Below are 13,181 nucleotides of genomic sequence, written 5' to 3' on the forward strand. Positions count from 1 at the left end.
CATTCTTTATTTAAAACGGAGAAGGGGCTATTGAAGCATGTTTTTAGTACGGATAGCCTGTGCTTTTAGTTGAGGATCTATGGCTGGCTGCCGGAGCAGTTTATCGCAGGTTTGAATGATAAGGGGTTTACGATAAGAGTGGGTAAACCAGCTCAATGCTTCGAGGGCTGCTATTCTTAATTGCAGATCATCGTTATTGTCGAGGATCATGTTACAGATCTGAGGGACGACGGTGTGATAAGTATAGTTACGAAGCGTTGTGATATTGAAGCGACGTTCTTTTGCTGCGGCTTTGGTATCGAGGAGCAGTTTGGTGTCGCGCTGGATCTTAGCACCTGCGTAGGTTACTTCCCGCATGAGGATATTTTCTATATCTGCTGCGTTTACGAGGTAGTTATGTTGTTTTATTTTTTCTCGGATAGCAGCAATGGTGGCGGTAGTATCCATGAAGTCGATGATATTGGCGATGCGGGAGTTGATCCTGTTGCTATGACGGTTGGTTATGGCCAGGTCGAGCATAGCAGGAATGAGATCGTTACCTCCGTTGTCGCCGATATAGTACGCACTTTGTCTTCTTATGAATTCATATGGATCGTTCACGGCGGCCTTGAGGACAGTGATATAGTCCGCATTATCGAGGCGATTCAGAAGTTTAAGTGCTTCCATGCGGGTAGTCATGTAAGGCTGATTAAAATAAGCGTTCTTCAGTTGCGTGCTAAATGCGGCTTTTTTAATGAAGGCCAGTTTTTCGAAAGAAAGGGCGCGGATATCGGCGTCATTCACGAGAAGTAATTTTTCCCATACAGCAGCGTTGGCTTTGCTGTTGACGATATGATTGTTGAGGTCGTAGTCTGTAGCTGTTGGGGTGAACGCAAAAGAGGGATCTCCAAACAGATGCGACTCGAGATAGGCTACGTGTTTAAACCAGTTGCCGAGGCGAACACCATGCTGCAAAAGGCCTAGCATTTCGCCGGGCCAAAGATCCTGCAAGACACCTACGCTGTTGGCCATTGTTACAATGGTTTTGCCGGCATTAAAGGGGTAGTAACCTGCGAGGTAATCATCGAGCTGGTAGGAGCCTGTGAGGCAGGCGTCAATCATTACGAAGCGGGCGTTGGGTTTTAGTTTGCGCATATCGGCAAGCATGATGTCGCCATTGGCGTTGAAAATAGAATCGGCGATGACAACGGAGTCGGCCAATGCATCTTCCATCCATGATGGGGGGACGCCGAGGCGCACGGTAAAGCCTTCTTTTATTTTAGCGACATCGCCTTTTTTACGGGCGGCGGCCTGGATCTTACTTCTGAGATACCGTTTTACATTTTCTATAGAAGGATCGGGATTTGAGGCATCGGGGTAGCCAGAGATGAGCTGCGTTTCTTCGTCGCCATGATCGTGGAAGACAGCCATATCAAGATCGGGGCGTTGCAGTTCGGAGAGGAGGTTAAACTTCATATGGGTGGCCATACGATAGTTAAAGAACTTGATGCTATTGCCGGGCAGGAAGAGTTGAGGGAACTGTTCGCGCAGGGCCAGCTGTTCATCGGACCAGGCGTCGAGGGATTCGGAGTTATAGCCATGCCCGGTTGAGACGAAAGCCTGGTTCAGTTTATTGTTTTCCTTTTTTGCTGCAATTGCTTTGAGAAGAAAGGCTTTGATGAGCGCATATTTATCCTGACCTTCTGTTACAGGTGGTTTGATGCGGCCTGTGTAGATATCGAGGTGTAAGGATTGCGGGGATTCGGGAGCAAGACTATAGTAGAAATAATCTTTGCGTGCAGAGTCCCGCTTCAGGAAGTTGAATTTCAGGTGGAAGTCATCGTAAAAGCGGTCTGAAGGTACGGAGGACATCTGCCAGTTACGGCGCTGGTCCATTTTAAAGGCGGATGTGAGGTGTTGTGCATCGCGGATCATGGGGATAGGGATATCACCAACCAGGGCTGCGCCTTCGAGGCGGGGCTGCTGGTTGTATAAGCGGATGAGCACCTCTTTTATTTCTTCCGGTTTCGTCCAGTTATGGGTTACAATGTAGGTGGCAAGGCCTTGTTCTTCCAGCGCTTTCTTATAAGCCTGGATTTCGTTAGTGGCTTGTTTCCAGGTGGCATCATCTACCACCACAGCGAAGGATGTTTTTGCATTCTTCAATGCCGGAGGCAGCACCTGCTGGGCTTTCGCTGTAAATGCGGCAGCTGATAGGAGGACGCCGGCGAGCAGGCTTTTCTTAGTTATCATTTTCATATTTGTATATCATCAATTTTAATGTACGCTATAACAGTTGCCATTGTGTAAGCCGCAGGCTGGTTTGTTGTGCTTCGCGGCTTATTTCCGGGGGCTGGCTTTTATCGTTCGAAAGTTTACGGCAGATATCAAGCAGCATGGGCTTTTGATATGTATTACTAAACCATCCTGCGGCTTCGAGGAGTTGCACTTTTATGGCAGCAGACTCTCCGGGGTCTTCAAGCATTTTTACCAGTTGCGGGATGAATTCGTGGTATGTATTGTTTCGCAGCAATCTTATCGACTGGATGCGTTTTGCTTCGGGGAGCTGTTTGCTGATGATGGCTGCATATGTTTTGGCAGCGGCGAGGCTATCTTCTTCTACATCCTTTAACCAGCTTTGCAGAAGCTGTTCTTTGTTCATTAGATAAGAGGCCTCTCCTACCTGTTGGATTGTTGCCTGTTTTACTTTTATGGGATCCATTACAGCTAAACTCCTTTTGGCAGACCATACTACGCGTTCATCGTTTGGATGCGCCAGGAGCAGGCTTACCAGTTGGGGAATAAAGCTATCGTTGCCGGATCTGGCGATCCACTCTGCGGCTTTGCGCCTGATGTATTCGTGAGGATCCTGAAGTGCTTTGGATGCCAGCTTGTTAAATGTGCTGCCACCGTAAGCAGCCAGCAGTGACAGGCATTGCATTCTTTCATTGACAGTCCTCGCAGTATCAAAGATCTTCGACGCCTGCTGATCGACGTTAGGGGCATGCAGGGCAAACAAGCGGGACAAGGCCAAAGAACGGATGGCTACAGATGGATGATTCAAGCTGGAGCGCCAGAACTTTTCATTCTTCCAATTTGCTACCAGTTCTTTGTTTAAGGCTTCGCCGTTCTGGTGATAGAAGTGCCATGTTGGATCGCCCAGCAGATGCGTTTCGAGTGAGTTGATGTTGCTATTCCAGATACCAACACGTACACCTTCCTGCAGCAGTCCTGCGAGCTGGAAAGCGTATTTATCCTGTAGCACATTTACCGTGTTACCTTGCGTTACGATGGTTCCTCCTTCGTTGAAGAGATAAGCGCCGGCAATATTGCCGGGGTGGTGAAAGGAGCCATTGTAGCAGGCGTTGAAGACGACCAGACGTGCCGAGGGGCGAATGGCTTCTATTTCTGCAGTGATGATCTTACCGGAAGATTCGTTTGTGATGTATTGCTTTTCGATATCTCCATGTTCGGAGAGGAAAGCCAGATCAAGTGCGGGGCGTTGCAGTTCGCTCATGATGACCTGCTTCATGGCAGAGTCCATGCGGAAATTTAAGACCCTACTGCTGCCGGCTGTTGAGAATGCAAGTGGAAAACATTCACGCAACAGTTGTTGTTCATCGGTCCAGGCAGTCAGGGATTCAGCGTTGTAACCTCCGCCGGTGAATGCCAGGAGGTGGTTGAGTTTGCCGGGTTTGGTACGGGCATCAACGGCCTTTTTTAAAAAGTTATTGATATCGGTATATGCCTGTTCTCCGGGTTTATGGGAGATAATGCGGGCGGTATAGATATCGGAGCTGATGTATTGCGGGCTGGACTCCTCTAGCTCGACATAGAACCAGAGAGGTCGCTTTTTGTCGTGTTCCAGGATGCGGAAACGCAGGTCGAAATCATCGTAGAACCTGTCGGATGCCACTGAAGATCTTTCGAAGGGGAATTTCTGTTCATCCATTTTAAATGCGGAGGTCAGATGCTGGGCATTACGGACCATAGGGACCGGGATCTGGCCTATTAAAACAGCGCCTTCGAGTGCGGGAAATTTTGTTGTTAGCCCGGGAGATTTTGCAAGCTCTGGGGATTTTGCTGCCAGCTTTTGCAGGATGGAACGGATTTCTGCGGGGCTATTCCAACTGCTGCTTATGATATAGGTTGACAGGTGTTCTTTTTTTTCCAGCATTTCCTTATAGGCAAAAACAGCTTGACGGGTATGCCTGAATGTTTGCTCGTCGATAACGATGGCGAAAGCAGATGGCAGCATGGCTGACGGCAGATGGCAAGTCACCGATTTGTCGATTAAGGAATCGGAATAGATGGCAGCATTACCGATAGCAGTATGGCAGGTAGTCAAGGATGGAGTGGCGGAACCAGGGTGTGGCAATGGCGAGAAGCTAAAGCCTTGCTGGCAGACCATTAGGCCTGCCAGTAAAATGCCATATTTCTTGAAAGCTATTTTCATTTCAGATATTGTTGCTTATTTTAATTCTATCGCTTTTATATTATCCTGTGCATCCTTTTATCTGCTAATTATAAATGCCTAATGATAGCTGGAAGCCCTGGCGCGTGTCGCCCTTTTTTACCCATCCGTTGTCTTCCATAGCAGCATTGAGATAACCTGTGCCTTTAACGTAAAGCTGGTTGCGGCTTTTTGTAAATGGCGGGAAGGTGTATTGTATACTCAGCTGGTTGTTCCAGGCTGGTGTAGTCATGAACTGATGTGCCGGGATCCAGATGTTGTTTGCTACAAAGTTTGACGAGTAGTTCTTTGGGAGGTAGTCAAGCCTTTTGTTTATCACCCATTCGTACATGGTAAGGATGCCAAGGGAGAAGGCGGCAGCACTTTTGCAATTGAAGTATTTCGTGAATGCAAGAGAGGCATCGGCCTTATCAACCGTTTGCCAGGCACGGGTGGTAGCGTAGCGGTTGTCGAGGCCTGCATATCCGGCACCAGCTTTCAATGACCAGCTGAGCGTGTCTCCGGCTTTTGACTTGTTAAGCAAGTAGGACAGAGACGCTCTTGTTCTCAGGTTAGTATTGAAGACCGCGGCGTAGACTGTTTCGTATTGTTTTGTTGTGCTGTTCTGTACCTGATGAAACTCTTTATTACTGATGTTACGCTGTTTCCAGCTGGCTGCCAGCTGATGCATTGCAGTTTTTGCGGACCAGTTAAGGGCCAGTGAAGCTGCATATTCATGAAACGCGTGTTCACCTGCTTTTTTCGGGGAGCTTGTGCCATCGATCACATTTTCTTTGTTGTAACAATATCCTGCAGAGGCCAGCAGGTTCCAGGCGGTTCCTTTCATACCATACTGCAGATTGCCACCGAATTCATTACCATTAAACGCTCTTGTTATTGTACTTGAGGATAACTGGATGGGAGCACTAAATTCGTATTCACCCAAGCCAAGCAGTTTATAAGTGTTGTAAGACAACCTGTAGTTATAAAGTTCTACGGAGAGATCTTCGCGGTAGCGTTGCCATGCACCGTTGAGGCCGAGGAAGCTGTTTTTGCCCAGGTGGTAAACGAGGCCTGGCAGCAGGCTAAGCTGGTTGCTATTATCGAGCGGGCGCGGGTCTTTCTGACGTGCTCCTGTGAGCACTGTATAGTCGACACCGAGGCCCAGCACGAGCTTACCATTCATGAGTGTGGGGGCTGCTGCTCTAAGGCTGAGTGCATAACGCTGCTTATTCCAGTCGCCGCTCAGAGAGTCAGCCACCTGGTATGGGTTATCGCGAAACGGATTGGCCATATCGGTAAGGGCAACCTCTTTGTCTTTAAAGATCTTTACATCGAAGGAGCCGTAGAAGTCCCATTTATTCACGGAGTGCGCGCGGGAGGCATTAAACTGTGCGCCCCTGCGGGTGGCAGCGTCGAGCGTATGTTTAAAAGTGCCATTATCCTGGAAGTAACCGAGACTGGCGTCTCCTACATTTGGGAGGGGTATTCCTTTCAGCAGGGCAGCATTGGTAAGCTCCCAGGTGGTTGCATTTGATTTAAATTTATCGATAGCGGCCTGTGGCGACTGGGCATATACAGTTGTAAGACCCAGCGGCAGCGCAGCCATATATAGGAATAGTTTAGATTTCATCTGAGACTGTTTAAGGTTTCCGGTTACCATCCTTTAGGGGTGGGCTTGCTATTGATTTCGAAATCGGCTGTTGAGTTATTGGTGTCGACCAATATTTTACGGCCATCTATTTCTGTTTTGATCTTTCTTCTGACAGATTTGCCGTTATAGGTGCCGCCTACTGTGGTCATACCTGCGTCTACAGTTGCGGGCAAACGCTTTTTATCGGGCGTGACTGCCGTATTGGCCACACAATCGACGCCATCGAGGATGCTTGCTACCGGTACGCGGATAAACCGTGCCGTGGCCGAGGTACCGGGCTCTGTAAATGTGGGCAGGTGTTGGGGGTCGGGATGTTTGAAGACCACCAGGCCGTGGCCAAGCACACCGGGCAACCAGTCGAAACCTGCGGTTGTGCCTGCATAAACGTGAATCAAGTTAGGCACGTCGGCAGCATCGGCATCCCTGTTGGTATAAGGGAAATAAGTTTCGAAATCGGCGATACCTGCTCCAAGGTTTACAGGAGAGTTAGGATTGCCAAGGGGATCGTCTTTGTGGTTGATGCCATCCATGGCGATGATAAAAGATTTACCGGGTGCTATGGGTACATCTTTACCAGCGCCTGGCACCATCCAGATATGCTGCAGGTAAACATAGTTTGAGGAATCGAGGAAACCGTAAACCGAGCCGGCAGTAGAATTCACTTTTGTGTTGCCCATACAAATGCTATCGGCATAAAGGGTATCGGTGGAGTTGTTATAGATCTCCATAAACAAGTCGTAGAAGTAGGCTGAGGGCACACCGGCGTAATAGTATTCCTTTATTACAAATCCTCCTACTGTGCTGCCTTTCAGCTGTAGTGTAACTGTTGAGTCTCCCCCTTTCACTGTAAGCGGTGAAATAGAGCCGTTGAGAAATACTTCGCCACGATTACCTGTTAAGCTTTCCGCTTCATCGAGTGAAAGCGTACGGCTTACCGTTACGGTGTATACGCCCGGAGTAATATTGCGCCAGCTTACGGAGCCACCTGCATCGGAGATAAATTCTGAAGACGCACCTGTTATCGTGTTTTTGAGAGTTACTTTCGCACCTTCAACATCTTTTTTGCTATAGGTATCGGGGTATACGATCTTAAGGCCCCAGTTCACTGTATCGTACTCATAGAACGATTTGCGGCAAGCGAAGAGCAGGCAGCTAACGGAGAGCAAGAAGGCCAGGTATTTTATTTTCATCGAATTTCTTTTTTAGAATTTGACAGATACTTCGGCTCCAAAGAACAGGTCGATATTCCTTTTTGTAAATTCAGTAGGGTATCGTTTGCTTGCCTGCAGGGGGCGATGATTGATCACGTTATTGGCATAGAAGGAGAACATCATGTTCTTTGAAAACTCTTTGGTGAGTTTGATATTGAAGAGCCAAAGCGGTTTCCAGCTTTCTTCCCTATAGTAACCTTCGTTAAGGCTGAGATAGAGATCCCTGTCGGCGCTGGTAATGGCATCACGCTGTTCTTTGGTGAAGTACACCACTTCTGCGTTCTGGTTTTCGCTGGTAACGGGTATATATCCAATGGGGATGCTGGAGTAGTTGAGATATTTATCCTTATCCATCCATATGGTTTGCGCTGCGAGAGTTATCACGAAACGCAGATCGGGGATGTTATGAATAGCGCGCAGGGTAGTAGCAAAACGCTGGCTTTCTTTGGCGCGGGGCGCAAACACTCCCAGCCTTGTCAAAGGCTGACCAGCTACACGTTGTGCCATAATAAAAGGGTCAATAGAAGATGACCTGGTACTGATAAGGGCTCCGTTAAGAATGAACGAGGTACGGATCTCATTAAAGCGTCCCATGTCGAGATCAAATTCAATTCCTTTATTGAGGATGTCCCTGTTATTGGAAGCCATTTTATAGTTGGCTACTTCTGTTGCGTAGGTCACATTGGAACTGAGGACCGGTTTCTGGCCTGCGGGGGCGCTTTCCACGGTGTACTTGGGGATAGATGCAAAATGATAAGCATTGATGTTATAATCATTCATTTCGTATCCATTCCTTGTTTGTTCGTAGTAAGCAGTTACAGCGAGTCTTTTCTTTTTAGCAAAAGTCCAGTCGAAGCCCAGTTCGTTCTTGCTGGTTTTCGCAATTTTCAGGTCTTTGTTTTCGGTATTATAGACTTTGGTAGTCATGATAGCCAAACGTTCGGCCGGGTTATCCTTATAGTAGTTGAGGCTAACGTAGTCGAAGTAAGCGTTTTCGGGATAGAGGTATAGCAGTGTAGGCGCTTTGGCGGTAATGCCGTAGCCGCCGCGAACTGCGAAGTTTTCGAACAGTTCGTAAGAGGCGTTGATACGTGGCGCCAATACATATTTACTGTTGTTTGAGAAGGGCTGGATATTATCGTAACGCAGGCCCAACTGGACGATGAGGCTGCGGTTAGCGATCTTAGCGGAGATCCTGTCTTCGGCATAGAGGCCCAACTGGTTAAGCGCGGGGATCTCTTTAAATGCGCGTGTTCTAAAGCCTGCGTTGTCGGTTGTACGCGGCGGCAGTTTTTCGTCGAAGGTTTTACCTGCGCCATAGTTGGCATCGAGTTTCCAGTCGCCTCCAACAATGAAGCTATGTGTGATGGCTCCTGTTTTAACGTAGAAGTTATCGTTGAGTTTGGCGAAGATGTTAAGGGGTTTACCGTCGATCCAGAGCTGGTTGAGGTACCTGGAAGCGAGGTAGTCGACTTCCACCGTTGTATTTTCCCTGGCGGTAGAAACCGGTGAGATGTCGGAGGTATAATATTGTTGCTGGAAGCCTTTCTGATGTGCATAGCTGGCAGAGAGCGTATAATTGAGGCTTCGTGCCAACTGTTTACCCAGCACCCATTTACCCGTGGTAGAGAAGCGGAATGAATAGTCCTGCATTTTACGCACCACCTGATCTATTTCGTAATCGGGATCGACCTTATTTTCGTCGAGGTTCATGGCGAATGCGAAGGTGGTATTGGTGAAGAGCTGTTTTGTTTTGCCGAAAGTGCGTGTATACTGCAGAGAAGAAGTTACCCTTTCGTAGGCATCGTTGGCTTTTATCTGATCGTCGTATGCTTTTGTAAAGTCGATATCTGCAAACAGGGCGCCTTTGTCTTTACCAAGGCCAAAGCCTTTGCCCAGCCAGAACTGGGTAAGTTTGGGATTAATGCGTGCCTTGAACTGGGCTGGTTCTTTGCTTGCTTTTGTTTTTACGATAATAGCTCCTGCTGTAAGATCGCCATATTCGACGGAGGGGATACCTCTTATTACTTCAACCGATTCGACATTGTCGGCCGAAAGCTGCCGCATATCGATACCCATGCCGCTGGCGGTAGAGAAGTTTGCCATTACGCCGCCTGTTGCCGTGTTGGCAGCCTGAAGGTTGGCATTATTGGAAAGGGGCGCTCCATTGATCACTACCGAAGTACCCAGGGAGCTGGCATAGGAAGCTTCGGAATTGTTTGATTCGTACTGGCGGATAGACGTCATGTTCACGTTGGTGAAGCTGGGGTTAAACGCCACTGCTCCGGGAAGCAGCTGCAATACTTCGCCAAGGTTTGTAGCCTGCATGTGTTCTATGGCTGTACGTCCAATGAGCGTAGCGCGCGACAGAGATTTGCTTTCAACGCCCACCACCTGGACTTCTTTCAACGACAGCACATTTTCTTCGACCTTCAGGTGTACTACCTGGCTGATCCCTGCTATTGTGGTCACCTTTTTTTCAAGCGGGACTGTATTTACGCCCTGAACATTAAGTGTGAAGGTTCCTGCCGGCAGATTAGGGAGGCGATAGAGCCCTTTGTTGTCGGTTACTGAGAAAGCGCCCAGTTCAGGAATAGATACGCTGGCTGCTTCGATGGGTTTATTATTGGAAGCATTTGTTACTATGCCTGTAATAAGAGCGCCCTGTGGTTTAAATGCGTTTGGTTCTGCATTCGCAGAGATCGTCCGTGGCGCATTATTGGCGGGCACTATAGCGCCCTGCACGGCCTGCGGTTTGTTTTCCTGTTTGCGGACTATCGTAAAATAATTTTTACTAATAGCTACAAACGACAAACCTGTTTGGCTGAGCACCTGTTGCAGTACCAGTTCGGGTTGTGCTGCTTTAACGGCCGCCCAGTTATAAGTGACTTCGATACCGTTCACGAGGGAACGTTCGTAGGCGAATTTGATATTGTGTGCATTACCTATGATCTCCAAAGCTTTTTTCAGAGAGATGGGTTTAGCACCGGAGGTTTCCGTTTGTGCCTTTAACTGGGCTGACGGGCTAACTACATTGCACATAAATAACAGACACGACAATGCAGCAGGCAGAAGTAGTCGCTTCATCCTGAATGGTTAAGGTTATAGATATTGAGAGATTGCGTTAGTTCTTTTTGAGCACGAGGGTGCCATTTGTGTGCTCACGGAATTCGGCATCGAGGATGCTGGAAAGGGCCATGAGCGCATGTTGTTCATTGTTTAGCGGCAGGATGCCGTCTACACGTTTATCAAGCAATTCCGGGGAAGCGACTTTTACGGTTCTATTGTAGTTGTCTTCCAGCAGTTGCAGGATTTCGCGGACGGAGGTATTGTTCAACATGAGGTTACCGGAGCGCCATTGTGTGGGGATGCTATCCTTTTGCGGGTGGAGTTCAACCAGGTTTTGCTGCGGGTTGAGCTCTACTGTTTCTCCGGGTTTCAGCATCAGCTGTTGTTGCCTTGTTCCGGCGATATTCACTTTTACGGATCCTGATTCCAGCGAAACTGCAGTTTTGCCTCTGCGGTTACGGACCAGGAAAACAGTACCGAGCACTTCTACCGTGATGTTGTCGTTAACATGCACGAGGAAGCGCTGTGCGGGTGTAATATGGGCGGAATCCTTATTCAGGTGATTGATTTCGAAATAAGCTTCTCCTTTCAGCCATACTTCGCGTGGCTTACCGGGCTGCCAGGTATTATAAGACAATGAGGAATTGGCTCCGAGGGTTACAACGGAGCTATCCGGTAAAACCATACGCTGCCGTTGGGCTGCCAGCGTTTGTTGCTGCAGTTGTGGCTGCTTTGAAAGCAGGAGCCATGATGCTACGGCAAGCAGCACGATAGCGGCGGCTACCGCCGCATACCTGATCCAAGAAATGGTTTTGCGCGTCGTGTGGCCGTTGATCTGGGTTTCGATAGTTTTCCATGAGAGCTGCTGACCGTTGAAAGTAGCAGAAGGGGAAGGCTGGCTGAGTTTCCGGATGATGGCTACTGCCTGGCCGATAGTGGCTTCGTGCTGCGGATAGATGCCGATAACCTGTTGCCAATAAGTTGTGGTATTGGCGTCGGCGGTTCCTTTTGCCCAGGTTCTGAACGACGGATCGGCCAGGAAATGTTCCAAGGTAAAGTCCGTGTAGTCTGTCGTCACCTGATTATTTTGCATATGAGAATCCGCGAGGGTATTTTATAATAATACAGTCAGCGGAAACGGAATTATCCCACGGGATTTCTTTTTTTTAAAAAAAACTGCAAACGGAGGCTTTCGAGTGCGCGGTAAAGGAGTTTATAGGCGCCGCCTTTATTCATGTCAAGGATCTCTGCTATTTCGTCGTAGGACAGATCTTCGACGTAAAAGAGGTAGATAATTTCTTTCTGGCGCGGGGTAAGCCCGTTGATCTTATGCTGAAGTGCAGCGGATAAGGGTTGGGCTGCTGTAAGAGAGCGGGGATCGTCGAACACGAGATTGAAGCTGTCGAATTCTTCTATACCTCCTATATGCCTTATTCTTTGCCTGGCGCTGAGTTTATTATAGGCCAGGTTACGAAGGGATTTCAGCAGGTAATGCTTTACTGAAGCGGGGCGTCCGAGGTTGGATCTATTATGCCATAGTTTAACAAACAGGTCCTGGATGCACTCCTGTACCAGTACAGGGTCGTCCAGGAATTTTCCTGCATATGCCAGAAGATGGGCGTAATAGGTATTGTATAAATACTCAAAATCCGCCTTATGACCTTCTACAAAGGCATCCCAGATTTCTATTTCACTGCGCCTTAGGTTCATGTTATAATATTCCAAAATTAGCGGACCAGGCATTTGGGAGCGGTCGTGATGCGGAAAAAAACTTACGGATTAGGGAAAGCTGTATTTTATAATAATATTTGGTCCGAATCGGGAAAAAAGGACCCCGGGGTTCTGTCCGGTAGCCCTTTTATAGCACTTCACCCCAAAACCCTTTACAGCAAAGGGTTTCAGAGGATACCCCTGCTTCAAATCTCATAAAAACAGAAAAAACAGAAGGGAAAAGCGCTTACATTTAACCCCTTTTTTAGAAAATTTTCTACAATTATGTGATTTTTAATTTTGCCAGATCAAAAGAGAATGTAACTTTACTGTATCAAATCGAAACAATAGAAACTTTCTATATAACGAGATTTAAGATGGTGTTTTTCATAGGTTAGCAACGGCCTGTCTTGTCTAAGACTCAGGCCTTTTTTTTTGCCCTTAGCTTTCCTATTCTTTATTTCTGTTATTCAATTAGCACCCCCAAGTTTTCAACTTGATCCCAGTTATCCAGATCCAAGTTTGTTTCGGAATAAGCCTTAGCACAGGTTGTAGTGTTTTCACATGCGTTTAACCGACCGTTGTACTGTTCCAGATTGTATTACCTGTTCATTGTAAAGACTGCCGTGATCAATAGTCTTTCAGGCTATAACAGCAGCTACTACTACCATAGAGATCTATTATAAGCGTTAAGTTTGTAGAGAGATAAGCTTGAGAGATACTATTTTAAAACAAATTATTACGTGGAAATATTTCAGCCTGACTCTTCAATATTAAAGGAGCTAGTGACGATGAAGATGCCATTTGGCAAGTATAAGGATACGGTGTTGTGTTATTTACCGGTATCGTACCTGGAGTGGTTTCAGCGGAAGGGGTTTCCGAAGGGAAAGCTGGGAATGTTGCTGGCGACGATGTACGAGATAAAAACGAACGGATTAGAAGAACTGTTAAGCCAGGTCAGGAAGTCGTTATAGTATCATTTGCATTTTACCGGTATCAACTGGCTGCTGGGCGTGTGCAGCCAGTGCTGCACGAGCGCAGCGATACCAGTAATAGAATTATTTATGAAACGGTTACTGTGCGCCCCGGTTAACGAAGCGCGACT

The 13,181-nt window shown here is 47.6% G+C and carries 8 protein-coding genes; 1 reads left to right on the plus strand and 7 read right to left on the minus strand.

Going from position 1 to position 13,181, the window contains the following annotated elements; all coding sequences use genetic code 11:
• Window positions 1-27: 27 nt before the first annotated feature.
• From ESB13_RS16555 to ESB13_RS16585, 7 genes are all read right to left on the minus strand, one after another.
• Window positions 28-2,238 (minus strand): hypothetical protein, encoded by a 2,211-nt coding sequence (locus tag ESB13_RS16555; RefSeq protein WP_129004740.1) that lies wholly within the window; start codon window positions 2,236-2,238, stop codon window positions 28-30.
• A gap of 28 nt (window positions 2,239-2,266) precedes the next feature.
• Window positions 2,267-4,435 carry a HEAT repeat domain-containing protein gene (locus ESB13_RS16560; protein ID WP_129004741.1) on the minus strand — a complete coding sequence of 723 codons (2,169 nt, stop codon included), beginning with the start codon at window positions 4,433-4,435 and terminating at the stop codon, window positions 2,267-2,269.
• A gap of 64 nt (window positions 4,436-4,499) precedes the next feature.
• Window positions 4,500-6,065, minus strand: coding sequence for a DUF6850 family outer membrane beta-barrel protein (locus ESB13_RS16565; RefSeq protein ID WP_129004742.1), 1,566 nt, complete (start codon window positions 6,063-6,065; stop codon window positions 4,500-4,502).
• 23 nt (window positions 6,066-6,088) lie between these two features.
• Window positions 6,089-7,276: a DUF4876 domain-containing protein gene (locus ESB13_RS16570; RefSeq protein WP_129004743.1), complete on the minus strand. Its 1,188-nt coding sequence runs from the start codon at window positions 7,274-7,276 to the stop codon at window positions 6,089-6,091.
• A 12-nt stretch (window positions 7,277-7,288) separates the two neighbouring features.
• The gene (locus ESB13_RS16575; RefSeq protein ID WP_220399692.1) at window positions 7,289-10,384 is read right to left on the minus strand and encodes a TonB-dependent receptor; all 3,096 of its coding nucleotides are present in this window, start codon (window positions 10,382-10,384) and stop codon (window positions 7,289-7,291) included.
• A 37-nt stretch (window positions 10,385-10,421) separates the two neighbouring features.
• Entirely contained in the window at window positions 10,422-11,459 is a 1,038-nt protein-coding gene (locus ESB13_RS16580) for a FecR family protein (protein ID WP_129004744.1), read from the minus strand.
• Window positions 11,460-11,509: 50 nt separating this feature from the next.
• Window positions 11,510-12,076 (minus strand): RNA polymerase sigma factor, encoded by a 567-nt coding sequence (locus ESB13_RS16585; RefSeq protein ID WP_164974245.1) that lies wholly within the window; start codon window positions 12,074-12,076, stop codon window positions 11,510-11,512.
• Window positions 12,077-12,819: 743 nt separating this feature from the next.
• Between ESB13_RS16585 and ESB13_RS16590 the strand changes: the two genes are divergently transcribed.
• Complete coding sequence (locus ESB13_RS16590) at window positions 12,820-13,050, plus strand: DUF3820 family protein (protein ID WP_129004746.1); 231 nt, start codon at window positions 12,820-12,822, stop codon at window positions 13,048-13,050.
• The last annotated feature ends 131 nt before the right edge of the window (window positions 13,051-13,181 follow it).

The organism is Filimonas effusa, assembly GCF_004118675.1.
In the GTDB taxonomy this organism is placed as follows: Bacteria; Bacteroidota; Bacteroidia; order Chitinophagales; family Chitinophagaceae; genus Filimonas; species Filimonas effusa.